Raw genomic sequence first — 26457 nt, 5'->3', positions numbered from 1 at the left:
TCAGATGACCCAATCCGTTGTTTCCGCTTCCTTGCAGGCTAGGCTGGCGGCGCGCTCCGGCGCCTTCACCGGCCCGACGGCCAACCTCGCCCCCGGCTGCGTCCAGGCCAATCTCGCCATCCTGCCGCGCGAACTCGCTTATGATTTCCTTCTGTTCTGCCAGCGCAATCCGAAGCCCTGTCCGCTGGTCGGCGTCTCCGAAGTCGGCGACCCGTTCCTGCCGGTGCTCGGGCACGACCTCGACATCCGCAGCGACCTGTCGCGCTACCGCGTCTGGAAGAAGGGCGAGCTCGTCGACGAGCCGACCGATATCCGCGATATCTGGCGCGACGATCTCGTCTCCTTCCTGATCGGCTGCTCCTTCTCCTTCGAGGAGGCGATGCTGGCGGCGGGCCTGCCGGTCCGGCATATCGAGCAGGGCAGCAATGTCCCGATGTACCGCACCTCGATCCCGACTAATCCGGCGGGGCGCTTCTCCGGGCCGCTGGTCGTCTCGATGCGGCCGCTGAAGCCGGCCGATGCGATCCGCGCCGTCCAGATCACCTCGCGCTTCCCCTCGGTCCACGGTGCGCCGGTCCATCTCGGCGATCCCGCCCAGATCGGCATCGCCGACATTGCCAAGCCCGATTACGGCAACGCGGTCGAGATCCGACCGGGCGAGATCCCGGTCTTCTGGGCTTGCGGCGTCACCCCGCAAGCGGTGATCGCCAGCATCCGCCCGGATTTCTGCATCACCCATGCGCCGGGCCATATGCTGGTCACCGACGTGCCGAACGGCTCGCTCGCTATCGGCTGAGGCCGAGCGCCCCTGGAGTCGCCGGGGGCGCCTTGCATCGCGCGCAAGGATCTGCCGCCTGGCGAAGCAGCGCGCCGTCGCACTGTCCCGCTTCCGCCGGCGCCGGCCGGCCGGCGCTCCAGGCGATCACGGCGCACCACGGCCTGGCAGCGCGGTCCTTGCCCGCTGCCGTGCGAAGTGTCGATCGGCAGGCCTCCGGCCCCGACGCGCACGAGGCGATGCGGGCCGATCGCCTTGCTTGTATCCGGACCTGCCCGAGCGCGCTTTGCCGATTGACAAGATATGCAATTTCGAGTTGCATTAAAGGCGCGAAACAAGCGTAAAATTGTATCTGCGGTGACATGGCCCGGACTTCGGGGACGCCTTGCCTCGGCATGGCAGGCTCGTCACGCGTCCCGGCTGTATCGGCTTGCTATCGGTCAATCCACTGTGCGCGGGGGGCGACATGGCTGGTTTGCTGGTCAAGGTGCGCGGCGACGCAAAGGCTTTCCAGAAACAGGCCGCTCAGCACTTCGGGGCCGCCGGCGCCGCCGGGCCTGTGGTCGAGCCGATCCTGACGGTTCCGGCGGCGGCCATGGGGCGAGGCGTCGCCGCGAGCGGCCAATCGACCTGGTTCAAGATCGGCGCGGGCGTTTCGGCCGATAACGCCTGGGACGATGCGCATGCCATATTGGGCAATGCCGCAGGCTTCGCCGCCTCGGCCGCGGCGCAGATCGAGGCCGTCGAGCCCGAGATCGAGCAGAAATGGCTTGCCGAGAGTCCCGGCGACGCGGCGCGAGCCGGAGCCCTGCGCGGCGCAGCGGCCAATCTCTGCGCATTCGACGACCAGGACAGCGGCGGCGGCAAGGCCGTCGTCCCGCGCCGCGCCGCCTGGAATCTCGACGATGATTTCAGCCGGCTCAGACGGGCCCGCGACAAGGTCGGGACGGCGCAGCAGAAGATCCGCATCGCCCATCTCGACACGGGCTACGATCCCGACCACGTCACCTTGCCCCGCCATCTGCTGACGGCCTTGCAGGCGAATTTCGTCGCCGGCGAGGACCCCAAGGACGCGGTCGACCGGATTCCGCCCGGCGGGTCGCCCTTCGCCAATCCCGGCCACGGGACCGGCACGCTTTCGCTTCTGGCCGGCAATCGGATCAACAAGCCGCCGGGGTTTCTGGGCTTCGAGGATTTTCTCGGCGGCGCCCCGCTCGCGGAGGTCATCCCGATCCGGATTGCCGACTGGGTCGTTCGCTTCACCACGGGCACGATCGTGCAGGGCATCGAGCATGCCCGCCGCAATGGCGCGCATGTGCTGTCGATGAGCATGGGCGGGGTGACCTCGCAGGCGCTGACCGATGCGGTGAATCGCGCCTATGACGAGGGTCTGCTGCTCGTCACTGCCGGCGGCAACAATATTTCCGGGGCGCCGAGCCCGAAAACCATCGTCTATCCCGCACGCTACAAGCGCGTCATCGCCGCCTGCGGCGTGATGGGCGACGGGCGCGCCTATACAGGACTCTCTCCCTTCACCATGCAGGGCAATTTCGGGCCGCGCGAGAAGATGGACACCGCGATCGGCGCCTATACGCCGAACGTGCCCTGGGCCCAGATCCATTGCGGCGGGATCGTCGACATGAACGGCGCCGGCACTTCGGCGGCGACGCCGCAGGTCGCGGCGGCCGCGGCCCTCTGGCTGGCGCATCATTGGCAGGTCGTCAAAACCTATCCGAAGCCCTGGATGCGGATCGAGGCCACGCGCAAGGCGCTGTTCGAAGCGGCCGCCAAGAGCACCGCGCGCATGGATGCGGCCGAGACCTTCGAAAAGATCGGCCAGGGCGTGCTGAATGCCGAAGCGGCGCTCGCGATCGCGCCGGCGCGTGCCGGCGATCTGACCAGCCTGCCGCCCTCCGAGCCGAGCTGGCCCTGGCTCAGCCTGCTCTTCGGTCAGGGCGGCGTCGAACTCGCGGCCGGGGCGGATCAGAGGCGCCGGGCCATGTTCGCTCTGGAGCTGACGCAGATGGCCCAGCAGGTCGCGGCGGTCGAGCAGGCTCTGCCCTCGCCGGAACGCCCCGTGGACGCGATCGGTCCGGCGGAAAGGAACCGCTATCTCGAAGCGGCGCTCGACGCCGGCAATCCCTCCAAGGCCCTGCGGGCCGAGCTGGAGCGGCATCTCGGACGGAAGGCGGCTGCGGCTCCCGCTGCCGCGCCGGCACGTGTCCACCGCATTCGCCGCAAGATCGTCGAACCGGGCGCGCCGCCGCGCCGGCTTCGCGTCTTCGCGCTCGACCCCAGCATGGCCAAGCGGCTCGACACGCTGCCGGTCAACGAGACCGTGCTGACGCTGCCCTGGGACGATCATCCCGAGGCCGGCGCGGATGCGCCCGGTCCGCTCCGGCCCGGCCCGGTCGGGGAGTATCTCGAGGTCGTCGATATCGACCCGGCTTCCGGCAAGGCCTATGATCCGATCGATCTCAACCATCCCTGGCTGCTCGCGCAGAACGGCGTGGCCCCTTCCGAGGGCAATCCGAAGTTCCACCAGCAGATGGTCTATGCCGTCGCCATGAAGACCATCGGCGCCTTCGAGAAGGCGCTCGGGCGCCGGGCGCTCTGGGCGCCTCTGCGCCGGCGCAAGGCCGATGGCAGCTATGTCGGCGAATTGCCGGTGCGCCGGCTGCGCATCTATCCCCATGCGCTGCGTGCGGCGAACGCCTACTACAGCCCGGACAAGGTGGCGCTGCTGTTCGGCTATTTCCCGGCCGCGTCGAAACAGGGCGATGCCACCGCGCCCGGCAGCATGATCTTCAGCTGCCTGTCCAGCGACATCATTTCGCATGAGATGTCGCATGCCTTGCTCGACGGACTGCATCGCCGCTTCCAGGAGAATTCCAATCCCGATGTCGCGGCCTTCCATGAGGGCTTTGCCGACATCGTCGCGATCTTCCAGCATTTCACCATTCCCGAGCTCGTGCGTTTCGAGGTCGGAAGGGCGCGCGGTCGTCTGAATGCTGCGACCATGCTGGCCGGTCTTGCCGCCCAGTTCGGCGAGGGGCGCGGCATCGGCGGCGCCTTGCGGAACTATCTCAGCGAGGAGACCAGGTCACGGCGCTACGCCACGACGACGGAGCCGCACGACCGCGGCGAGATCCTGGTTCTGGCGGTCTACGACGCCTTCCTCGCGATCGTGCAGCGCCGCACCGCCGATCTCATCCGGCTCGCGACGGGAGGCTCGGGAATCCTGCCCTCCGGCGCGCTGCATCCGGATCTGGTCGATCGGCTCGGCGACGAGACCTGCAAGGCCGCCGATCAGGTCCTGCGCATGTGCATTCGCGCGCTCGACTACTGCCCTGCTGTCGACATCACCTTCGAGGAATATCTGCGCGCGATCATCACGGCGGATGTCGACCTCGTTCCTGACGATCCCTTCGGATACCGTGTCGCCTTCATGGAGGCCTTCCGCGCGCGCGGCATCCCGATGCGCAGCGTGCGGACCGTGTCCACCGAGAGCCTGACCTGGAACACGCCCGAGATCAACGATCCGCCCTGGGTGGCGAAGGCGTTCGCCGGGATCGATTTCGACCTGGAGCGGCGCGCGAGCCATCACGAGCTCGTCCTCGCCAACGAGGATAATCGCTGGACGCTCTGGCGTATGCTGGATCAGGCCTTCGCCGCCGATCCGGAGGCCTGTCGTGATCTCGGGCTCGAGCCGAAGCTTCCGCGCTTCGACGCGCATGGCAGGATCGCGAGCCCGGCCAAGAGCGCGACCACGTTCGAGGTCTTCAGCGCTCGTCCGGCGCAGCGGATCGGACCGGATGGCACTTTGCAGCGCACCATCGTCGCGGTCGTGCATCAACGTCGCCCCGTGCCCTTCGATGGCAAGAACGTGGCTAACGGCTTCTTCTGGTTCCGCAGCGGCGCGACGCTGATCCTCGATGCCAATGGCGGCAAGCCGGTCATTCGCTATGCCGTGGTCAAGAACGCCGACAGTCAGCACCGCCTCGAAGGGCAGATGCGCATGGAGACCGGGGGCGGGCCGGCATCGCTGCGGTCGCTCTATTTCGGCGGCCTGGACCGCGAGCCCTTCGCCATGATGCACGCCGAACGTGGGGAGCACGACCATGGCTAGGGCGCAGCGGAAGGCCGCAGCAAGCGAGCCGGGCCATGGCTCGGCCTCCGGGGCCGCTGCCGCTTCGGCGGCGCACGGCTTCACCGTCAGACATTATTGCCAGGGCATTGGCGATTGCCATCTGCTGAGCTTCCCGCGGGAGGGTGGCGGTCGCTATTTCGTGCTGATCGATTGCGGCGTCCATTTCCTCGTCAAGGGCGGCGCCGACACAATGCGCGAGGTGGTCGCCGATATCGCCCGGACGACCAAGCGTATCGACCTCCTGGTGGTGACCCATGAGCACATGGATCATGTGTCGGGGTTCGTCAGCGCGGCCGAGGCGTTCAAGGACATCCATGTCGAGGAGGTTTGGTTCGCCTGGACGGAGGATCCGAACGATCCGATGGCGCGCGAGCTCGACCGATATAAGGGCCGGGCGATGGCGGCCCTGCAGGTCGCGGGCGCAAGATTGGCGGGGCTGAGCCGGCCCGGCGCCCATCTCGACGCACTCGGCAAGGGCCTCGCCCAGGTCATGGGCTTCTATTTCGGCGCTGCGGGCGACAATGTCCGCAGGGCCCGCAACGCCGCGCGCGATCTGGCGCAGGGCAAGGTGAGCTATCGGCAGCCCGGGGAGGGGCCGCTGGCCCTTCCGGGCGTCGCCGGCGTCAAGGTCTATGTTCTGGGGCCGCCGCGCGAGCCTGCCCTGATCCGGGTGGAGGAGCGCGCCAGCGAGCTCTACGGTCTGGCCGGCGGTAGCGGCATGGCGCAGGCCCTGCTGGGCTGCTCGGCCGGCGGCGACGGCGTTGCCGAGGACGATGGCTCGCCCTTCGATCCTGAAATCGGCTGGCCGCTCGCCGAGATCCTGCCGCTGGCGGGAGGCGCCAAGCCGCCGAAACCCGCCGAGCTGCCGGATCGCAAAGCCGCTGCGCTGGTCGATCTGCTCCACGCCCACTATGCCGGGCCGGCGGTGCAGGGCCGGGGGAAGCAGGCGCCCGCCGCCGACCAGTCCTGGCGGCGGATCGACGGCGACTGGCTCGGCGTCTCGGCCGATCTGGCATTGCAGCTGGATCGCGGCGTGAACAATACCAGTCTGGTGCTGGCATTCGAGTTCGGCGATCGCCGGGTCGCGCTGTTCGTCGGCGACGCCCAGGTCGGCAACTGGCTTTCCTGGCAGGGTCTGGAATGGCAGGACGGGGCCGTCACTGGGCCGGACCTGCTGAAGCGCACCGTCTATCTGAAGGTCGGGCATCACGGCAGCCACAACGCGACCTTGAAGGCCAAGGGGCTGGAGCTGATGAACGATCCCGACCTCTCGGCCTTCATCCCGGTGAACGAGGGCGATGCCAAGGATATCGGCTGGAAGGAAATGCCGTTCACCGAGATCATCGACGCGCTCAAGCGGCGCGCGGGCGGTCGCGTGGTGCGTGCGGACGAACCCTGGCTGGCGAGTGGCGCGATCCCCGCGACATTGGCCGGCAGCGGCTCCCTGCGGGCAGCACGCTGCAAGGCTGGCCTATGGGTCGAATTCGACATCGCCTGACCGGGGTGGCGGCGAACCGGCGAAATTGCCCTTCGAGCTCGCGCAGTCCCTCCGTTCGACCGGCTGCGAGCGGGCGTAAGGCGCGCTATCGGCGCGAAGGCGTCGTGCTCATGAACTCCCAGGTATGGTCGAAGGAGCGGACGCCCGCCTGCGAGCCGAGGCCGGTCGCGTTGAGGGCCGAGGTCGCCTGGGCGAAGCGCACCGCGACCTCCGGCTCCATCTCGCGGCAGAGCGCCACCGCCATGCCGGCATTGAACGCATCGCCGCAGCCGCAGGTGCATTTGACCGCAATGTCGAAGGCCGGAACGCGGAAGCTCGTCCCATCGGCATGGTGATAGGAAGCGCCTTCTGCCCCCAGCGTGAAGATGCAGCATCGCGTGCCATAGTCGAAGAACTGGCTGGCCATGTCGGACAGGTCCCGACGGCCGGTCAGGGCCATGGCCTCCTCGACCGAGGGCATGAAATAGTCGGTATGGGGCAGGACGCGTGCCACCGCCGGCAGATCCTCGGGCGAGCCGGCGAAGACATCGACCGTGGTCACCGCGCCGGCCTGCTTGGCGCGCTGCAGCAGCCTGGCATTCTGGGCCGGATCCATTTTGTCCATCAGGCCGACGCCGCCGAGATGGACGATGCGCGCCTCGCAGACCGTCCCGAGCGCTGCATCCGCGACGTAGAAGTCGCCCGTCGCCCCCTTCATATGCAGAGCGGGGCGCGAGCCGTCCCTGCGCGTCGTGACGATCGAGGACGAAGTCCTGGCGCCGGCGATCTGCTGCATGCCGGAGATATCGACGCCGAACGCGCCCAGGCGCTCCAGCACCCAATGCCCCATCAGATCATCGCCGACGCCGCCGACCGCGAGGCAGGACAATCCCATCTTGGCGGCCGCGATCGCCGCGGTGCCGGCCGCGCCCGACACCGCAAGCGTCAATTCGTCGAGGAAGAAGGTGCCGCCGCCATCGGGGACCGCATCGAATGGCCAGCCGAGACAATCGAAAGTGTAGAAGCCGATCGAGGCGTAATCGTACTTCATCGGCCGCCATCCGCGGCCGCGATCGAGGGGGCGTCACTGCGATGCCGGGCCGCATATGCGCCTTCGGCAAGGCCAGCAGCGGCGATGCCGTCATTGGAAGTCGAAATCCGCATGGCCGTTCCTGCCCGCCGCCCCGACGCATCGGACGGATTGTTGCGGACTTTTATGTCATATGAAGATCATATGTTCAAATATATACGAGGCGGAATTGTGCTGCTCCGGCAGGTCGTTCCGGCCTGCGGCGCGAGGCCGGAGACGTGTCGGATCTGATACCGCGCGCCATCTCCGGAACTGCGGGGGAACGATAAGACAGGTTCGTTTAGCCGCATCGCGGATCGGAACGGGGCCGACGTGACAACCGCCGAAATCGGCAGGAGCCGAGCTCGGCATGAATGGAGAAACCATGGCCAGGAACGCGCGTCCCAAGCTCACCAAGTTCCAGGCCGACCAGAACGAGCTCAAGCTCAAGGCCGCCTGGCTCTATTTCGTCGAAGGGCACACGCAGGAGCAGGTCGCCGAGCAGATCGGCACGAGCCGGATCAAGGCCCTGCGCCTGCTCGCCGCGGCGCGCGAGGACGGCACGGTCAATATCTCGATCAATTCGCAGGCCGAATCGATCTTCGCGCTGCAGCGTCAGCTCGAACGCCATCTCAAGCTGACCCAGGTCGTGGTGGTCCCGGCCAGCGCCCAGAGCGAGGCCAGCATCGCCGCCGTCGTCGGCCATGCCACCGGCCAGTACATCTCGCAGCAGCTCTTCGCCGGCGCCACGATCGGCGTCGGCTGGGGCGCGACGCTGAAGGTCTGCATGCAGGCGCTCGCCTGGCGCGAGATCGAGGAGATGACGGTTGTGTCGCTGCTGGGTGGGTTGACCAACGCCACCGCCGACAACCCGTCCGCCGTGTCGTGGCGGCTCGCCGATTTCTACAAGACCAAGCTCTATCAGATCGCCGCGCCGGTCTTCGTGCCGAGCTCCGATCTCGCCCGAGAGCTCTGGGCGATCGCCGGGTTCCAGGAGCTGCGGGAAAGGGCGCAGCGCAGCGACATCGCGCTGATCAGCGTCGGCAGCCTGGGCGAGGAAGCCTCGATCTTCCGGCGCGGCATTCTCGACAAGGCCGAGCTGAAGAGCCTGGCGGCAGCCGGGGCCGTCGGCGACGTACTTTGCCATTTCGTCGACGCCGAGGGGCGGCTCGTCGATCACCCGGTCAACCAGCGCGTCATGGCTGTCAGCCCGGCTGACCTGCACGGCGTCGGCACTGTCGTGATCTCCTCCGGAGGGGAGCGCAAGGCGCAGGCGATCCGGGCCGGCATCGCGGCGACCAAAGCCTCGGTCCTGATCACCGACACCTCGGCGGCAGGGGCACTGCTCGATCTCGAGCCGCTGTAGCGGGCGCTTCTCGCCTCACCGGGGCCGGTCGCTCCGGGCAACGGGGGGCTCGCCAGGGGCCGCGAGCCCGCCGAGTTCAGACCAGCATCGCCATCGGCTTCTCGATATAGCCCTTGAAGGCCTGGAGCAGCTTGGCCCCGAGCGTGCCGTCGACGGCGCGGTGGTCGGTCGAGAGCGTCACCGACATCACCGTCGCGACCGCGAGCTGGCCGCCCTTGACCACGGCGCGCTGCTCGCCGGCGCCGACCGCCAGGATGGTCGCATGCGGCGGGTTGATCACCGCGGCGAAATCCTTGATCCCGAACATGCCGAGATTGGAGACCGCCGTGGTACCGCCCTGATATTCCTCGGGCTTCAGCTTGCGCGCCTTGGCGCGGGCCGCGAAATCCTTCATCTCATTGGAGATCTGGCTCAGCGTCTTGTGGCAGGCATCGCGAATGATCGGGGTGATCAGCCCGCCCGGGATCGAGACGGCGACGCCGACATCGGCATGCCTGTGCTTCAGCATCGCCCCTTCGGTCCAGCTGACATTGGCGTCCGGCACCGCCTTCAGCGCCAGCGCCAGCGCCTTGATCACCATGTCGTTGACCGAGAGCTTGTAGGCCGGCTTGCCGTCCTTTTCCGGCGCCGCGGCATTGAGCTCGGCCCGCAGCTTCAAGAGCGCGTCGAGCTCGCAATCGAGCGTCACATAGAAGTGCGGAATGGTCTGCTTGGCCTCGGTCAAGCGGCGCGCAATCGTCTTGCGCATGCCGTCATGCGGGATCTCCTCATAGGATCCCACAGCGAACAGCTTCTTGACCTGCTCGTCCGACGGACCGGCCGCGAGCGGCGCGGAAGCGGGCTTCGCCGCAGCGGGCGCGGCCGGCGTTGGGACACTTGTCTCGGAAACAAGTGCACTGGCGAGCTTCGCTGCCGTGACGTCCTTTTCGAGGATGCGGCCATGCGGGCCGGAGCCCGCGATCGAGGCCAGGTCGAGACCGGCTTCGCGCGCGACACGGCGCGCGAGCGGGGTCGCGCGCACATCACCGCAACAGGCCGGGCGGGTCGCAGCCGGCGCCGGCGGCGCGCCCGGCAAGGCGTCCGCAGGCTCCGCCTCCGTCGGTGCTGCCTGAGCCGGCTGGGCGATCTCGGCCAAGGCCGGCGCCCCCGCCGCGCCATGGGCTTCGCCCTCCTGATAGATCCAGGCGACGGCGGCGCCGACCGCAATGTCGACGCCTTCCTTGCCGGTGATCTCGCGCAGCACGCCGCTCGCCGGCGCATCGATCTCCATCGCCGCCTTGTCGGTCTCGATCTCGAATAGCACGTCGCCCTTCTCGACCTTCGCCCCCTCCGCGAAGAACCATTTCGAGATGCGCCCGGTCGCCATGTCCATGTCGACCTTGGGGAGGATGACCTCGACCGGCATGATCAGCGCACTCCGCGCACGAGGTCGCGCGCCGCGGCGACGATGCCCGGCACCTGCGGCACCGCGGCCTTCTCGAGCTCGGGGTTGTAGGGGATCGGCGTCTCCGCGCCGCCGAGCCGCACGATCGGCGCGTCGAGCCGGTCGAAAGCCTCGCTCTCGGCGATCATCGCGCTGATCTCGGCGCCGATGCCGAGGGTCTTCACGCCCTCATAGACGCAGAGCAGCCGGTGGGTCTTGATGACGCTGGCGATGATCGTCGCGCTGTCCATCGGCCGGATGCTGCGCAGGTCGACGACCTCGACATCGATGCCCTCGGCGGCCAGGGTCTCGGCCGCTTCCAGAGCCTTGTGGACCATGATCGAGGTGGCGACGATGGTCAGGTCCGTGCCGCTGCGGCGGATCGCGGCCTTGCCGATCGGCACGGTGTAGTGCCCCTCGGGCACCGGCCCCTTCATCTTATAGAGCAGCTTGTGCTCGAAGATCATCACCGGATCGGGATCGGCGACCGCCGCGAGCAGCATGCCCTTGGCGTCGTGCGGCGTCGCCGGCTGGATGACCTTGAGCCCCGGCACATGGCCGAGCCAGGCTTCGAGGCTCTGGCTGTGCTGCGCGGCAGCCCCGGTTCCCGAGCCGGCCGGGAAGCGCATCACGACCGGCACCGAAACGGCGCCGCCGAGCATGTAGCGCATCTTCGCCGCCTGGTTGACGATCTGCTCCATGGCGAGCGTGGCGAAATCCGAGAACTGGAATTCGAAGATCGGCCGCAGGCCGGTGACGGCTGCGCCGACCGCGACGCCGGCGCCGCCGAGCTCCGAGATCGGCGTGTCCATCACGCGCTCGGGTCCGAAGCGCTCGATCAGGTCGCCGGTGACCTGGAAGGCGCCGCCGTAGACGCCGATATCCTCGCCCATCAGGACGACGCGCTCATCGGCTTCCAGCGCGATGGCCATCGCTTCCTGGATCGCCTGCGAATAGCTGAGTTCCCTGACCTCGGTGCTCATCACTGCTGTTCCGTGTAGACGTAGTCGGCGAGGTCGGCGGTTGCGGGTGCCGGGCTGGCCTTGGCGAATTCGATTCCCGCGTCGATTTCGGCGCGCACGGCCTGGCGCACCGCCTCGATCTCGGCGGGGCCGGCGATGCCGAGCTCGGTCAGCTGCGCCTCAAAGCGCGCGATCGGGTCGCGATTGGCCATCCAGTCGTCGATCTCGTCCTTGGTGCGATAGCGGTTGCGGTCGCTCTTCGAGTGGCCGCGATGGCGGTAGGTCTTGCACTCGATCAGGCTCGGCCCCTCGCCGCGGCGGGCCCGCTCAACGGCTTCATGGGAAGCCTGCGCAACGGCGGAGAGATCATTGCCGTCGACGATGACGCCGGGCATCGCATAGGCGGCGGCACGGTCGGCGATGTTCGGAACCGCGGTCGAGCGCTCTGTCGAGGTCGACATGCCGTAGCCATTGTTCTCGCAGACGAAGACCACCGGCAGCTTCCAGACCGAGGCCATGTTCAGCGCCTCGTGGAAGGCGCCCTCATTGTTCGCGCCGTCGCCGAAGAAGGAGACCGCGACCTTGCCGGTCCGCAGGCGCTTGGCGGTCAGCGCCGCGCCGACCGCGATCGGAATGCCGCCGCCGACGATGCCGTTGGCGCCGAGATTGCCGCTCGAGACATCGGCGATGTGCATCGAGCCGCCACGACCGCCGCAATAACCGGTGGTCTTGCCGAAGAACTCGGCAAACATCCGGCTGACATCGGCGCCCTTGGCGATGCAGTGGCCATGGCCACGATGGGTCGAGGTGATCTGGTCCTCGCGCACCAGCGGCAGGCAGATGCCGACGGCGCTGGCTTCCTGGCCGATCGAGAGATGCATGGTGCCGTGGATCAGCCCGCGCATGTAGCTCTCCTCGGCCGCCTCCTCGAAGCGGCGGATCAGATGCATGCGCCGGAGGGCGCCGAGCAGGTCCTCGCGCGGATACTGGCGGTAGAGGAAGGGCAGATTGGTCGGGTCTGCCGCCGCAGGGGCGGTTGCCGGAGCGGTCATGGATCAGGCTTCCTTGCCATGGATGAGGGCGTCCTGCCGGGCGCGCAGGATGGCGAGCTTCGAGCCGGGCGCGACCGCAGCGTTTGCATAGGTCAGCATCTCGCCCTTGCGGATCGGGGCGGTGACCGTGCCGCCCTGCAGCATGCCGCAGGGAATGGCGCGCGCGGTGCGTGCCTCTTCGGCCGTCATGATCCAGGCGCGGTAACAATACTCGCCGATGGCATCGAGCCGGTCGCCGGGCTTCAGATCCTTCTTGGCGACGGCACAGACCTCGGCCACCGGCCGGGCGAGCGGCACCATGTCCGGCTTGCCATAGAGCACGACGCGGGCGCAGGTCAGCGGCACTTCCAGCGAGGTCAGGTGATAGGGCCGGTGGAAGGTGAAATACGGGCCCTTGCCCATCTTCAGATCTTCCATGCGCTCCGAGATCCTGGGATGCGACATGTCGGCGACGACGAAGACGCCGGGCGCCACACCCTTGCCGATCGAGTAATCGACGACGCCGACACGCGAGAGCACGCCGCCATCCTTCTGCGGGATCAGGGTCGAGGAGAGCTGGTCGAGTGTCGCCGCGGGGCCGTGCATGCCGGGCTTGTCCGGAACGAGGCCGGTCGCATTGGCGATCGCCGCCATCTCGACCATGGTCTTCGAGCCGTCGACGAACTCGACGAGCATGCGCACGTTCATGTTCCGGCGCGCCGCCTCCTCGGCATAGTCGTCGGGCACGGCGTCGAAATTGAGCGGGTTGTTCTTGCCCTTGCCGGCCGCGACGATCGGGTGGCCCATCGCGGTGACGAACTCGATCAGCTCCATGCAGGAGGAGGGCTCGTCGCCGGCGCCGAGCGAATAGGTCACGCCGAGGCGATCGGCCTCGCTCTTCAGATAGGCGCCGATGGTGACGTCGGCCTCGACATTCATCATCACCAGATGCTTGCCGTGCTCCATCGCGGCGAGACCGATCTCGGCGCCGACGGCAGGAACGCCCGTGGCGTCGATCACGACGTCGATCAGGCCGCTGTTCAGGATCAGCCCGGAATCGCCGGTGACTGCGACCTTGCCGGCTTCCAAAGCCGCATTGAGCTCGGACTGGCCGGAGGCGTCGCGATAATGACCCTCCTCCTGATAGGCGATGTCGACGGCCTTGCGCGCCGCCGGCAAGTTGAGGTCGCAGATCGCGCCGACCGTCACGCCCGACATATGGGCGACGCGGGTGACGATGTCGGTGCCCATCTCCCCAGAACCGATGAGCCCGATGCGGACCGGGCGGCCGCTATCGGCGCGGGCCAGGAGATCGCGTGCCAAGCCGGTCGGTGCGACGTTGATGCCCATCCAGTTTCTCCCGTTGCGAGCGTCCGGCCGGTCAACGGCCAAAACGGTAAATGCACATTTGTTGCAATTAAAGGCGATATGTTCAGAGTTTAGAGGGCCGGCCTTGTCCGCCGGTCCGGTCGGGGCCGGGCGTCGCGCTTGCCAGCGCTCAGGCGACGGCGATGTCGTCCAGGAAGCTCGTCCCGATCTCCGTCGGCTCGACCGAGAAGATCTCGGCCACCGTCGCGGCGATGTCGGACAGGCTGTCGCGCATGAAGATGCCCTTCGGCTTGATGCCCGGCGTCCAGACCAGCAGCGGCGTGAACTCGCGCGTGTGCTTGTCATGGCCGATGGTCGGGTCGTTGCCGTGGTCGCCGGTGACGATCAGCAGGTCCCTTGAGCCCATCATCGCCATCATCTTGCCGATGCCCTCATCGGCGAGGCGCAGGCAGGCGGCATAGCGCTCGGCGCTCTCGTCATGGCCGGCGAGATCGGTCTCCTGGATGTTGATCGCGATCAGCCCGGAACGGACGCGCGCCATCGACGCATAGGTCGCATCCAGCACCGGCCGGGTCAGGACATGCGGCTCCTTATGGGCGCCCTCGCAGGTGATGACGTCGGCGACCTTACCGAGCAGCTCGACCTCGTAGCCGGCTTTCTTCAGGATCGTCGGCACCTGGACATCGGGCTTGGTGCCGCGTGTCAGATGCCGCACGACGTAGTTGCTGGTGTAGAGCCCGAGCGCGACATTGTTGACGCCGCACTGACCGGTCGACCGCCGCTCGGTGCAGCGCCGGATATCGGCGGCCCCGAAGCCGTGGCCGCCCATCGCCACGATGCGACGCACCCGGGCGACCGAGCGCAGGATCTCGCCGACCTTGACGATCTCCTCATAGGGCATGTCGTCGATCGAGCCGACGCAGTGATAGGTCTGCAGCGGATCGCTTTCGAGATTGTCGCCGCAGATCATCTTGCCGTCGACGAACAGCGCGGCGAGGCCTTCGCCCGCCGGCTCGACATGGTGTCCGGCCCGGCGCAGGGCAGCGGCGACGTCGTCGCGCACCACCTCGAACAGCTCCTCCGGCACATCCGGCACGCGCGAGCCCATGATGACCTGATGGCCGAGATAGGTGTCTGCGCCCTTGTAGCCGAGATTGCAGACGCCATGGACGGCGATCGGGTTCGGCTCGATGCGCAGTCCCGAATCGGGCGCGACCGTGCCGAGGCCGAGGCGCTCGAGATTGGGGAGGGAGAGCCCGCCCGCCGCCTGCACGACATGCTTCAGCGTGTTCGAGCCGACATCGTTCGGACGCACGAGATGCACGTCCGGCAGCGCGCCGAGGCCGAGCGCGTCGAGGACGAGGATGATGACCCTGTCGAAGGGCGCCTGGCTTTTGGTCATGGCGGTTGTCTTTCCGGCTTTCGTTCAGGCGGCTTCGGCGCTGCGCGCGAGCAGGTGGATGGTGTCTTGCTTGAAGCCGATGCCGACCGCGTCGCCCTCGCGGATCTTCCAAGGCTCGCCGAGGGCGGAGCGCGTCGCGGTGACCAGCGTCTCGCCGACGCGCACGCGGTACTCGGTCTGGTCGCCGAGATACTCGACCTCCTCGACCTTGCCGGCGAGGCCCTGTCCCGGCTGCTGGAGCGTCACCGCCTCCGGCCGCACCAGCGCTAGCACCTCCTTCGGAAGGTCGGGCGCGGGCAGGGGCACGCGCGCCGCCATGCCCAGCGTCTCGATCTGCGCATGCCCGTTCGCGGCGCCGGTGATCGTCGCCGGCAGGGCGTTCACCCGGCCGACGAACTGCGCCACGAACAGCGTCGCCGGGCGGGCATAGATCTCCTCCGGCGGGCCGATCTGCTCGATGCGGCCGCTCTTCATCACGGCGATCCGGTCGGACAGGCTCATCGCCTCGTCCTGGTCATGGGTGACGAAGAGCGCGGTGGTGCCGAGGCGCCGCTGCAGGCGTCGCAATTCCGAGCGGACCTGGACCCTGAGCTTGGCGTCGAGATTGGAGAGCGGCTCGTCGAAGAGCAGCAGGTCCGGATGCATCACCAGCGCGCGGGCGACCGCGACGCGCTGCTGCTGGCCGCCGGAGAGCTGCCCCGGCAGGCGCGGGCCGTAATCCTCGAGCCCGACCGCCGCGAGCGCGGTCGCGACCTCGCTGCGCACCGTCTCCTGCGCCACCCGCCGCAGCCGCAGCGAATAGGCGACGTTCTCGAACACGGTCATGTGCGGGAAGAGGGCGTAGTTCTGGAAGACCAGGCCGATGCGGCGATGATGCGCCGGCAGCCGGGCGATCGAGCGCTGGTCGAGCAGGATCTCGCCGGTCTCGAAATCCTCGAGCCCGGCGAGCGTGCGCAGCACGGTGGTCTTGCCGCAGCCGGAAGGGCCGAGCAGGGTGACGAACTCGCCGGGCGCGAGGTCGAGATTGAAATCGGTCACCACTGGCAGGCGGCGTCCGCCGCCGAGCGAATAGGACTTGTCGAGATTGCGGATGGCGAGAGCCTTCGCGGATGTCTTCTGCATGTCGATGCTCTACTTGTTTGCTTTATCGCATTTTCTTGACGCGAACCGGTGATCACTTCGCTCGAACATGCTCTAGCGGGTCTCGCGCCAGTCGCCGCCGAGCAACCGCGGCACGCCATGGATGACGGCCAGAACCATCACCACGACGATCACGCTGAGGGCCGCCGCCTCGCCGACATCGCCGCGGTCCATCTGCGAAAGGATGGTCGGGGGGACGAGGGACCAGTGCGGCGAGACCACGAAGATGACGGCGCTGAGCGTCGTGACGCTGCGCGTGAACGAGAAGATCATGCCGGCGAGCAGGGCGGGCTGGATGATCGGCAGCAGGACGCGCCAGAGCGTCTGCCCGGAGGTCGCCCCCATGGTGGTCGAGGCTTCGTCGAGCGTCCGGTTGATCTGGTTGAGTGCCGCGACGCCCGAGCGGATGCCGTAGGGCAGCGAGCGGACCACGAAGGCGGCGACGATGATCGCAGCCGTGCCGGTCAGCAGCAGCGGCGGACTGTTGAAGGCCAGGCCGAAGGCGAGGCCGATCACCGTGCCGGGAATGGCGAGCGGCAGGTTGGCGGTGAAATCGAGCAGCGAGCCGCCGCGCACCCTCGTGCGGGCCACGACCCAGGCGATGAGCACGCCGAGCATCACCGAGAGGAAGGAGGCGACGACGCCGAGGATCAGCGTGTCGAGCAGCGCGCCGCGCGACTTGGTCAGGGCCGCGACGAAATGCTTGGTGGTGAAGCCGTAGTTGATGCCGAAGAGCTGCGTCGAGGCACCGGCCAGGATCGTCGCATATTGCAGGCAGATCACCAGGGTGATCGCACCGACGAAGATCAGCGCCGCGATCTGCACGCCGCGATGGCGCACCTCGCGATGCCGGCTCGAACCCTTGGCGCCGACCGAGGCGAAGGACATGCGGGCGCTCAGCGCCTTGTGGGCGAAGAACATCAAGAGCGCCGGGATCAGCAGCAGCACCGCCAGGGCCGCGCCCTTCGGGATGTCGTACATGCCGATGATCGTCTGGTAGATCTGCGAAGAGAGCACCGGGAAGTCGCCGCCGAGCAGCAGCGGATTGCCGAGATCGGCGAAGGAATAGCTGAACATCAGCAGCATCGAGCCGGCGAGGCCCGGCACGAGCAGCGGCAGGCTGATGGTGCGCAGCACGTTCCAGCCATTGGCGCCCATGGTCGAGGCCGCCTCCTCCAGCGAGGCGTCGAGCCCGCGGAACAGGTTCAGCATCAGGAGATAGGCGAAGGGGAAATAGGAGATCAGCTGTGCGACCACGAGGCCGGTGAAGCCGTAGAGACCGGTGCTCTGCAGGCCGAGCAGCTCATGCGTGATCAGGCCGCGGCGGCCATAGAGCATGATCAGGCCGAGCGCCATCAGGATCGGCGGCGAGATCGTCGGCAGCAGGGCGAAGAAGTGCCAGATCCGCTTGCCGGGGATGGCGACGCGGGCGATCGCATAGGCATAGAGCGTCGCGAGCACGGTGCCGAGCACCGCGACGGTGGCGCCGAGTAGCAACGTGTTCCAGAAGACAGCGCGGTTGTAGGGGTCGGCGACCGTGCCGGCCAGCGCCGCGAACGAGAACCGACCATCGACCGAGAACGCGCGGGCGAGCAGGTCGAGCATCGGATAGGCGGTGAAGATCAGGACGAAGGCGGCAACGCCGGGATAGACCAGATAGATGGTCCAGTCCCGGCCCTGCTTGCCCTCCGTCAGGCCCACGGGCGCAACGGAGCTCATAGACTCACTTTCTTCCGGCCAGGATTTCGTTCTGGAAGCGCGTGATGATCTTCTGGCGCGTGGCGGAAGCACCGGCCCAGGCGAAGTCGAAATCGATCAGCTTCGCGTTCGCGAACGGCTTCACGAGGTCGTGGACCTTGGCGTTCTTGTTGGTCGGCACGTCGAAATAGTCCGATGCGGCGAGCGTCTCCTGCGAGGCCGGGGTCACCGCCCAGTCGAGGAAGGCCTTGGCGGCTTCCGGCTCCGGCGCGTCCTTGAGCATGACGGCGCAGAACAGGTCGTAGCCCGTGCCCTCGGAAGGCAGCGTCATTTCGAGTGGGAAGCCCTTGTGCATGCTGCCGAGGATGTCATGGGCGAAGAGGATGCCGACGCCGACTTCGCCGCGCCCGACGAGCTGCGTCGGACCGATGCCGGATCGGGTGTATTGCGAGACATTGGCGTTGAAGCGCTTGAGCCAGTCCCAGCCCTTCTCCTCGCCCATCACTTGCAGGATGGTGGCGAGGAAGACATAGCCGGTTCCGGAGGTCGCGGGGCTGCCGATGCAGATCTGGCCGGCGAATTCCGGCTTGGTCAGGTCCTCCCAGCTCGTCGGCGCCTTCAGGCCCTTCTCCTTGAGGAAGGTCTTGTTCGAGGCGATGCCGATGAAATCGACGTCGATGCCGGTCCAGTAGCCCTCGGGATCGACATATTTGGCCGGGATGTCCTCGACGCCCTTGGGCTTGTAGGGCTGCAGCAGCCCTTCGCTCTTCAGCGTCATCATCGAGGGCAGGCCGATGCCGTAGAGCACGCTGGCCTGGGGGCGGGCGCGCTCGGCCCGGATCCGGTTCACCGCCTCGCCGGCGGAGAGGCGCAGGAACGTCGTCGCGACCCCGGACTTCTGCTCGAAATTCTTGACCAGCGCGGCGCAGCTCGGTTCGGGCGGGCCCATATAGGCCGTCAGCTTCTTGGCCTGCGCCTGTGCGGACAAGGAAGGCATGAGCGACGCGCCCAGCAGGCCGCCCGCAAACTGTCGGCGATTCAAATTCATCGTGGCTCCTCCCATGAACATTTTTATTTTCAAATGCATATTTGTTCAAACCTCGCCTTGTCAAGCAATGTGTGGCGGCGCGGCGTGGCGCGTCTCGGTTCGGCGGTGATCACGCGTTCTGGAGCCTGCCTCGGGGGCATCGGAAGGCGAGGGGCCGGTGGCGCCCGGCTGGCCAAGGCGGCCGCGACGGTGGGCTGTGCCATGCAAGGCTTCGCGCGGCCTCGGGGGCGGTCGAGCCTCTTCCGAATGTGCTGCCGTACCGAGCTCACCGCGATCGCGCCGGTCGATCAGCACCCTATGATGCAGAAGGCGCCGCCCCGAGCGAGATCGAGATCGGGGCCGATGCGCTCGAGAGGTCGAAGGATACGGTCGCCGGCCTGAGCCCGCGCGCCGTGACCACCCACCAGACCGACGAGGCGTCGAGAGGTGGAGCACAGAACAGGTCTGGAACCATCTCGGAGGCGGCGAGCGAGCCGAGTTCCTGGACGTCATTGCGCCGACCGGACCGGAGCCTGCCTCCGACGAACCGCGGATCGGCAAGCGATCTCCCGGATCACAGGGGTGAACGAGCGCGTTGGCCCGAGCCACAATCAGCATTTGGCCGATACTCTGGAACGCTTTCCTTCCTTGACCATGGGCTCTGGTGAGAGTGAGCAAATTTTACACGATAGGCAGTGAGAAGCGCTCGTCGGCATGAGCCACACCTGAGCGCTCTCTATGCAGCATCCGCGCTGAGCCGACCGTGCAACCGGCCGACGATCGCGCGAAGAAGCGATCATCCACGGCCAGCGGTCGGCCAGGTATGCGCCATCGCTGCAAGAGTTCGCACCAGCCGCGGCAAGGCTGCCGGCCGATGGCGCGTCGGGTTCCAGATTGCGGAAACCTGGCGGCTGATTGCGGCACCAGACAGCGTCAAAGGGATCGGACTGAAATTGTGAATGCCCTTTGAGGCCGCCGACGACAGCATGGCTATGCCGTGTCCCTGCGCGACCATCGCCACGAGAGCGTGAGGGCTGTCGCTTTCCAAGACGATGCGCGGCCGGATTCCGGCCTTCCGGAAGCTTTCATCGACGAGATCCCGGGTCATGAAGCCCCTGCGGAGAAGCAGAACGGGGGCATCGGCGAGAGCTTCCAACGGAAGCTGCGCTTGCTCCCGGCGCGAATCCTTCGGCGGTAGATATGCGAGCAACCGTGCGACGAAGAGAGGAGCGGAGCCGAAATCCGCCGGATCACTGGGGGTAGCAATGGCCATGTGGACGGTGCCGCGCTCGACCATTTCGATCAGGGACCGGTTCGGCCCCTCGGCCAGAGTGATCTCGATGCCGGGGTTTTCGGCCCGGAAGCCCGTCAGCGCCGGCGCGATGAGGGATGCGATCGTCTGAGCGGTGGCACCGACGCGAAGATGTCCGACCTCGCCGTTCACTATGGATTTGCCCCGGACCGAAAGCGCGTTGGCCTGTTCGAGCAATCGGGCTGCGCGCGGTAGGAGGTCCTCTCCCTCGGCAGTCAAGCTCAGACGCTTGCCGATCCTGTCGAACAGGCGAAAGCCGAGCTCGTCTTCAAGGGACTGGATTTGCCGGGAAAGCGCGGATTGGCTGATGTTCAGCGCTTCCGCAGCCCTCGAGAGGTGCATGCCCTCGGCTATAGCGACAAAGAAATGCAGCTTTTTCAGATCTATCAAAGCTTATGCACATTTCGCATGAGGAAGGCGTTCAAGTTTGCATTGGACACCGGATCGCTGTCGTTGCGCAATAGGTCCATGGCCGGCAAACGGCCAGGGGATTTGGACGTCGAACAGGGTATCGGGAGATCAATATGCGCATGCGATTGGCCATTGCCGGAGCCGTCTTTCTCGGCCTGATGCAGACCTCCGCCCTGGCCGCCTGGCCGGAGAAGCCCGTCACGGTCACGGTCGGATTCGGCGCCGGCGGCACCACCGACGTGGTGGCGCGTGCCGTCGCAGAACTGGTGTCGAAGAAGCTCGGCCAGCCGGTCGTGATCGAGAACAAGGCCGGGGCAGGCGGAGCAGTTGCGGTCACGGCGCTGAGCAAGCAGCCGGCTGACGGCTACAACATCGTGGCGACGACCTCGACGACGATCACCCTCGATCCGCAGGTCACCAAGCTGGCCTTCGGGCTCGACGATTTCACCTATGTCGCGGCAACCGGCGAATTCCCGGAAGCCTTCATCGCGCTGCCCAAGAGCGGCTGGAAGACCCTCAAGGACGCGATCGACGCCAGCAAGGGCGCCGGGAAGACGACCTATGCGTCGAGCACCTCCCTCGATCGCATGATCACCGCCGCCCTCGGCAAGCAGACCGGCGTCCAGTTCGTGCCGGTTCCGACCCGCAGCGGCGCCGAGGTCGTGACGCAGGTCATCGGCGGCCATACGCCGCTGGGCTACTCTTCCGGCGCCTATTATCCGCAGGCCAAGAGCGGGGAGCTCTCCGTTCTCGCGGTGCTCGGCGAGCAGCGACTGAAGGGTCTGCCTAACGTGCCGACGCTGAAGGAGCTGGGCTACGGCCTGTCGAGCGTGAACCTGATCCTCTTCGTCGCGCCCAAGGGATTGCCGGCCGACGTCGCCAAGACGCTCTACGATGCGTTCGCCGCCGCTGCGGCCGATCCCTCCATCGTCGATCTGATGGAAAAGCGCAGCCTCAATCCGTTCGTCGCGACCGGCGAGGCACTCGCCAAGACGATCGCGGGCCAGAGCGAGGACTTCAAGAAGCTCATCGAGGCCTCGAAGTAAGAGCGGACGGTAGAGGGGCACCGCCGCATGCGCTCGCGTGTATCTCTGATCGCGGAGACGCTGTTGCTTGCGGGCTTCTGCGTCGCCCTGCTGGTCTGGATCATCCCGGCCCAGACCAGTGAGGGCGGCTTCGGGCTCTCGCCGGCCTTCCTGCCCACGGCTCTGACCGCGGCCCTCCTCGCCCTGTTCGTCCTCGATGGCGGGCGGCGGCTCGTCTCGCGCCGCGCCGAACCCGCTTACCCGACCGGGATCGGCGCGCTCGGCCGGATTATCGGGCTGGCGGTCCTGGGGGCGCTGATCCTCCGCTTCGGCGGCATCGTGCCCGCCGGTGCCGTGACCAGCGCCGCCGGCATGGTGATCCTGGGAGAACGCCGCGCCCTTCCGGTCCTGGGGACCGCGATCATCTGCGGCGCCACGCTCTGGCTCGCTTTCGGCTGAGGCTCCATGCAAGACGCGCTTCTGGGATTCGGCGACGCTCTCTCGCCCGATACAATCGCCTTCGTGCTGATCGGTGTCCTGCTGGGCTATGTGATCGGCGTCCTGCCCGGCCTCAACCGCCCTGCGGTGCTCGCGATCGCCATCCCGCTCAGCTACTATATGAGCCCGGTCAGCGCCGTCGGCTTCCTCATCGGCATCGCGAAGGCGAGCGGTGCGGGAGGCGCGACTACCGCAGTGCTGATCAACGTGCCCGGCGAACCGAATGCGGCGGTCACCTGCCTCGACGGTTATCCGCTCGCACGCTCCGGCAAGGCGCGTCAGGCGCTGCAGACGGCGCTGTACGGCTCCGTTATCGGCGACGTCGTCGGCACGCTCGCCTTGATCCTGCTGGCGCTGCCGCTCGCACGCTTCGCGTTGAAGATCGGCCCGGTCGAAATGACGGCGCTGATGATGCTGGCGCTCACTTTCATCGCCGCGCTGTCGGGCTCGTCTCTCCTGCGCGGGTTGATCGCCGGAATCTTCGGCATGCTGGTCGCGACCATCGGTCTCGACATCGAGAGCGGCACGCCGCGAATGACCTTCGATCAGGTCGACCTGATGGATGGTGTCCCGCTTCTGGCGGTTACCGTCGGCATGCTCGCGCTGACCGAGATGGTGATCCAGGCCGAGGAACTGCTCGGGCGTCGCGGTGGCGACCCCACGCCGGTCGTCACCAGCGGGAAGGACGACCGCTTCGGCTGGCCGGAGTTCCGCCACGTGCTTCCGACCTTCCTGCGATCGAGCCTGGTCGGTACCGTGATCGGCATCATCCCGGGGCTCGGCCCGAGCGTCGCGTCCTTCGCCTCCTACGGTATCGCCAAGCGCTTTGCCCGCCCGGGCGAGCGCTATGGCGAGGGCGAGCTGAAAGGCGTGGCCGCCGCCGAGACCGCGGACAATGCCGTCGTCCCCGCCAGCTTCATCCCGCTCTTCGCGCTCGGACTCCCGGGCAGCGTATCGGCTGCCATCCTGATCGCGGCCTTGACGATCCACGGCGTCGTGCCCGGCCCGCGGCTGTTCGAGGAGCATGCCCGGCTGGTCTACGGGATCTATGGCACGATGCTCGTCGCGGCCGTGCTGATGCTGATTGTCGGCAGGGTCGGCCTCGTCGCCTTCGCGCAGCTCACCCGGGTGCCGGCGATCATCATCATTCCCGTGGTCGTCATGCTGTGCGTCGTCGGCTCCTATCTGGAGAGTCGCTCGCTCTTCGCGGTGCAGGTCATGATCGGCTTCGCGGTGCTCGGCTATCTGATGCACCGTTTCGACTATTCCCGCGTCACCTTCCTGATCGGTTTCGTCATCGGCCCCCAGTTCGAGCTGTCATTGCGACAGGCGCTGATCATCACCGACCGCGACCCGGCCGCCCTGCTGTCCCATCCAATCGCATTGGCGATCCTCGCAACCGCGCTCATCGGCGGTCTGCTTTCCATGCGGGCACGCGATCGTGCCCCGACGACCGGAGACATCACGTGAAGATCAACATCAACGCCGATATCGGCGAGGGCTACGGCAAGTATTCGATCGGCAACGACGCCGCGCTGATGCCGCTCATCGGCTCGGCCAATGTTGCCTGCGGCATGCATGCCGGCGACCCGACGATCATGGTCAGGACGGTGAAACTCGCCCTCGACCACGGCGTCTCGATCGGCGCCCATCCCGGCTTCAACGACATCTGGGGCTTTGGCCGGCGCCAGATCCGTATGCGCCCGCAGGATCTCGAATACTTGGTCACCTACCAGATCGGCGCCCTGCTCGCGCTCGCGCTCGCGCAGGGGGCGAAGGTCACGCATGTCAAGCCGCACGGCGCATTGAACAACATGGCGCATGGCGACCTGGACTATGCGCTCGCCATTGGCCGCGGCATCAAGGCTGCGGACCGCGAGCTCATCTATGTCGCAAATGCAGGCTCCCAGATGACGCTGGCCGCCCAGCAACTCGGGCTGAAAGTCGCGAATGAGGCCTATGTCGACCGGGTCTACGACGACAACGGCATGATGGCCTCGCGCGAGCGCGAGGATGCCGTGATCCGCGACCCCGAGCAGGCCGCACGGCAAGTTCTCGACATCATTCAGAACAAGGCGCTGATCAGCACCTCGGGGAAGCGCATCCCGGCGGAGATTCACACCTTCTGCATACATGGGGACGAGCCGACTGCGGTCGACGTGATGCGGGTGGTGCGGTCGCGACTCGCTGAGGCGGGAGTGGAGGTAGTCCCGCTCCCGGTTCTGCTCGGCTAGATCGCTGCGCGTCCGTTCGGACGCGGTAACAGTGACCTATCTCATTGTTATCCCATCGGAGTTTTCTGAAAAGCGGTTTCCACTTTTCGGTCTGATGTTTTAAAAGCCGCGGCTGGCGCTCTTCCGGCGACGATCGCCCCGCGCAAGACTGCTCGCGGTTTGCGCTACAGCCACCGGCGCGCCACAACCATGGCGCGCCCGACAGGTTTCGAACGCGTGACCTTTGCCGCTTCGGGCTCTGCTCAATCGCAAAATCCCTCGTTGCCGAAGCAGTCGGGATCGGCTATCCACCTTCCACGGATTGCGCCCGTAGCTCAGCTGGATAGAGCGTTGCCCTCCGAAGCTGGGAATCGCGCTTAACGCGCCCCAAAAATATCCATATATTTCAATGCATAAGGCGACGTTTTGCCGCGATGAAGGCTGTCTTGAGCCTGGGCGGCACGATCGCGCCGTAGGCGGCTTGAACTCACGCAGTGCTGGTGACGTTCACCCCTTGATCCCGGAGAGCCAACCGCATCCTATCCCACGACGTGTCATGGCCGCTCCTCGTGCCCCAACTGGACGGCTCGAACAGCTTCCAGAGCAACCAGGGCAGCAGCGACCTTTGCGCGCGCCTCCTCAATGTCGGCCATAACCAAGCAGTCATTCCGGTGGATCGCCGCCAAAAACGCCGCAAGAACCGCAGGGCAATTAGCGGCCAGTCCCAGGAAGTGGTCGCCACTAGGACCGCGCTCGCCGGAGAACCAGTTCTTCACAGTTCGGTCGTTTGCGCCTGTCCAGAGCGCCACCGTTTTGATCTTGGATGACTGCCCCTTGAGCGAAGTCCGTAAGGCTGTCGCCACCAAGCGTGCGAATGACGGCGCACGACGCCTGGGCAAGATGTTACCCGTCTGAGGAAAGGACATTCCGCCGCCTCCGCGCTTGACTGACCGGCGACGTCCGCCGGCTTCCGAGACGTCGATCGTGGAGTGGCTTTGTGTGAGTAGAGCTGAGGGATCGGGTCGGATTGCGCGGATCGGCCCGGAGAGGTCACGGCGGGCGGCTGCCTATGTCAGAATGTCGACCGACCACCAGCGCTACTCGACCGAGAACCAACTAGACTCGATCAAGCGTTTTGCCGAGGCCCGCGACTTCGAGATCGTCCGGATCTACGAGGACGCCGGTAAGAGCGGCCTGAACCTGGAAGGACGCGATGCCTTTCAGCGCCTACTAGCTGACGTGGAGCGGGGCACCGCCGATTTCGGCGCCATACTGGTCTACGACGTCAGCCGCTGGGGCCGCTTCCAGAACGCCGACCACGGTGCACACTTGGAGTTCCTCTGCTCCCGCGCTGACATCGTCGTCCACTATTGCGCCGAGCAGTTTGAGAACGACGGTAGCATCGGCTCGAACCTGCTGAAGACCGTGAAGCGGGTCATGGCCGGCGAATATAGCCGGGAGCTGTCGGTCAAGGTGTTCGCCGGCCAGTGCCGCCTAGTCGAGAAGGGGTATCGTCAGGGCGGCATGGCTGGCTACGGCCTGCGGCGGCTCCTGATCGACGAGAACGGCGAACCCAAGTCCGAGCTATCAATCGGCGAGCGCAAGAGCCTCCAGACCGATCGCGTGATCCTGATCCCTGGTCCAACCGAGGAGGTCGAAGTCGTCCAGCGCATCTATCGCCTCTTCGTCGATCTCGGCGTGCAGGAGGCCCAAATCGCGGCCAGCCTGAACCTCGAGGGAATCGTCACGGACCTGGGGCGCCCCTGGACGCGCGGCACCGTCCATCAGGTCCTGACCAATCCGAAATACATCGGCGACAACGTATTCAACCGGGTCAGCTTCAAGCTGAAGATGCGCCGGGTCGTGAACACGCAGGAGCACTGGGTCCGCGCCCGCGGTGTGTTCACCGCCATCGTCGACGTCGCCACTTTCGAGCGTGCGGTCAGGATCGTGGAAGATCGCAGCCGGAGGATGAGCGACGCCGAGCTCATCGACCTGCTGCGGTCGCTGCTGGAGGCTCAGGGGTCGCTGTCCAGCCTCGTCATCGACGAGCGTGTCAACGGCGGTCGGATTCCAGGCCAGGGTGGCGGAGCAAAAGTAGGCCACTGGCGTCGTGGAGCGGCGGATATGGCAAGGGCCCCGATCGGGG

General features: G+C 66.8%; 19 protein-coding genes. 9 read left to right on the top strand and 10 right to left on the bottom strand.

What is annotated here, in order from left to right:
• The first annotated feature begins 4 nt into the window (after nucleotides 1–4).
• The 3 genes from ACWGRX_RS09670 (at nucleotide 5) to ACWGRX_RS09660 (ending at nucleotide 6423) form a co-directional block, all read left to right on the top strand.
• Entirely contained in the window at nucleotides 5–796 is a 792-nt protein-coding gene (locus ACWGRX_RS09670) for a putative hydro-lyase (RefSeq protein WP_452117376.1), read from the top strand.
• Nucleotides 797–1241: 445 nt separating this feature from the next.
• The gene (locus ACWGRX_RS09665) at nucleotides 1242–4904 is read left to right on the top strand and encodes a S8 family serine peptidase (protein WP_452117375.1); all 3663 of its coding nucleotides are present in this window, start codon (nucleotides 1242–1244) and stop codon (nucleotides 4902–4904) included.
• A complete protein-coding gene (locus ACWGRX_RS09660) occupies nucleotides 4897–6423 on the top strand; it encodes an MBL fold metallo-hydrolase (RefSeq protein WP_452117374.1) in 1527 nt (508 codons plus the stop codon). The genes ACWGRX_RS09665 and ACWGRX_RS09660 overlap by 8 nt, the downstream gene beginning before the upstream one ends.
• 85 nt (nucleotides 6424–6508) lie before the next feature.
• On the opposite strand, the gene ACWGRX_RS09655 is transcribed toward ACWGRX_RS09660, so the two are convergent.
• Nucleotides 6509–7453, bottom strand: a complete 945-nt coding sequence (locus ACWGRX_RS09655; RefSeq protein WP_452117373.1) for a carbohydrate kinase family protein — start codon at nucleotides 7451–7453, stop codon at nucleotides 6509–6511.
• Nucleotides 7454–7856: 403 nt separating this feature from the next.
• Here ACWGRX_RS09655 and ACWGRX_RS09650 point away from each other — a divergent pair, with 403 nt between their 5' ends.
• Nucleotides 7857–8837 (top strand): sugar-binding transcriptional regulator, encoded by a 981-nt coding sequence (locus tag ACWGRX_RS09650; RefSeq protein WP_452117372.1) that lies wholly within the window; start codon nucleotides 7857–7859, stop codon nucleotides 8835–8837.
• A 76-nt stretch (nucleotides 8838–8913) separates the two neighbouring features.
• Here the strand turns inward: ACWGRX_RS09650 and ACWGRX_RS09645 are convergent, their stop codons facing one another.
• The 9 genes from ACWGRX_RS09645 to ACWGRX_RS09605 all read right to left on the bottom strand — a co-directional run bounded on the left by ACWGRX_RS09645 (nucleotide 8914) and on the right by ACWGRX_RS09605 (nucleotide 20551).
• The gene (locus ACWGRX_RS09645; protein WP_452117371.1) at nucleotides 8914–10242 is read right to left on the bottom strand and encodes a pyruvate dehydrogenase complex dihydrolipoamide acetyltransferase; all 1329 of its coding nucleotides are present in this window, start codon (nucleotides 10240–10242) and stop codon (nucleotides 8914–8916) included.
• 2 nt (nucleotides 10243–10244) lie between these two features.
• Nucleotides 10245–11243: an alpha-ketoacid dehydrogenase subunit beta gene (locus ACWGRX_RS09640; RefSeq protein WP_066479959.1), complete on the bottom strand. Its 999-nt coding sequence runs from the start codon at nucleotides 11241–11243 to the stop codon at nucleotides 10245–10247.
• Nucleotides 11243–12274 (bottom strand): thiamine pyrophosphate-dependent dehydrogenase E1 component subunit alpha, encoded by a 1032-nt coding sequence (locus tag ACWGRX_RS09635; RefSeq protein WP_452117370.1) that lies wholly within the window; start codon nucleotides 12272–12274, stop codon nucleotides 11243–11245. The genes ACWGRX_RS09640 and ACWGRX_RS09635 overlap by 1 nt, the downstream gene beginning before the upstream one ends.
• A 3-nt stretch (nucleotides 12275–12277) precedes the next feature.
• A complete protein-coding gene (locus ACWGRX_RS09630) occupies nucleotides 12278–13603 on the bottom strand; it encodes an NAD(P)H-dependent oxidoreductase (protein WP_452117369.1) in 1326 nt (441 codons plus the stop codon).
• Between the two features lie 148 nt (nucleotides 13604–13751).
• Nucleotides 13752–14984 (bottom strand): phosphopentomutase, encoded by a 1233-nt coding sequence (locus ACWGRX_RS09625; protein ID WP_452117368.1) that lies wholly within the window; start codon nucleotides 14982–14984, stop codon nucleotides 13752–13754.
• Nucleotides 14985–15008: 24 nt separating this feature from the next.
• Complete coding sequence (locus ACWGRX_RS09620) at nucleotides 15009–16106, bottom strand: ABC transporter ATP-binding protein (protein WP_452117367.1); 1098 nt, start codon at nucleotides 16104–16106, stop codon at nucleotides 15009–15011.
• Nucleotides 16107–16178: 72 nt separating this feature from the next.
• Nucleotides 16179–17843, bottom strand: a complete 1665-nt coding sequence (locus ACWGRX_RS09615; RefSeq protein ID WP_452117366.1) for an ABC transporter permease — start codon at nucleotides 17841–17843, stop codon at nucleotides 16179–16181.
• A gap of 4 nt (nucleotides 17844–17847) precedes the next feature.
• Nucleotides 17848–18819, bottom strand: coding sequence for an ABC transporter substrate-binding protein (locus tag ACWGRX_RS09610; protein ID WP_452117365.1), 972 nt, complete (start codon nucleotides 18817–18819; stop codon nucleotides 17848–17850).
• An 826-nt stretch (nucleotides 18820–19645) separates the two neighbouring features.
• Nucleotides 19646–20551, bottom strand: a complete 906-nt coding sequence (locus tag ACWGRX_RS09605) for a LysR family transcriptional regulator (RefSeq protein ID WP_452117364.1) — start codon at nucleotides 20549–20551, stop codon at nucleotides 19646–19648.
• A 134-nt stretch (nucleotides 20552–20685) separates the two neighbouring features.
• On the opposite strand from ACWGRX_RS09605, the gene ACWGRX_RS09600 reads away from it, so the two are divergent.
• The 5 genes from ACWGRX_RS09600 to ACWGRX_RS09580 form a co-directional block, all read left to right on the top strand.
• On the top strand, nucleotides 20686–21618 hold the full coding sequence (locus tag ACWGRX_RS09600) for a Bug family tripartite tricarboxylate transporter substrate binding protein (RefSeq protein ID WP_452117363.1): 933 nt from the start codon (nucleotides 20686–20688) through the stop codon (nucleotides 21616–21618).
• A gap of 27 nt (nucleotides 21619–21645) precedes the next feature.
• The gene (locus ACWGRX_RS09595) at nucleotides 21646–22056 is read left to right on the top strand and encodes a hypothetical protein (protein WP_452117362.1); all 411 of its coding nucleotides are present in this window, start codon (nucleotides 21646–21648) and stop codon (nucleotides 22054–22056) included.
• Nucleotides 22057–22062: 6 nt separating this feature from the next.
• Complete coding sequence (locus ACWGRX_RS09590; RefSeq protein WP_452117361.1) at nucleotides 22063–23565, top strand: tripartite tricarboxylate transporter permease; 1503 nt, start codon at nucleotides 22063–22065, stop codon at nucleotides 23563–23565.
• The gene (locus tag ACWGRX_RS09585) at nucleotides 23562–24329 is read left to right on the top strand and encodes a LamB/YcsF family protein (RefSeq protein WP_452117360.1); all 768 of its coding nucleotides are present in this window, start codon (nucleotides 23562–23564) and stop codon (nucleotides 24327–24329) included. The genes ACWGRX_RS09590 and ACWGRX_RS09585 overlap by 4 nt, the downstream gene beginning before the upstream one ends.
• A gap of 1056 nt (nucleotides 24330–25385) precedes the next feature.
• Nucleotides 25386–26457: recombinase family protein (locus ACWGRX_RS09580; RefSeq protein WP_452117359.1), on the top strand; the 1072-nt coding region annotated here is incomplete at its 3' end.

This window comes from Allobosea sp. NPDC055594 (assembly GCF_053618995.1).
Note: the sequence above shows the minus strand (reverse complement) of the source record. Positions and strands in the feature narration are given on the sequence as shown.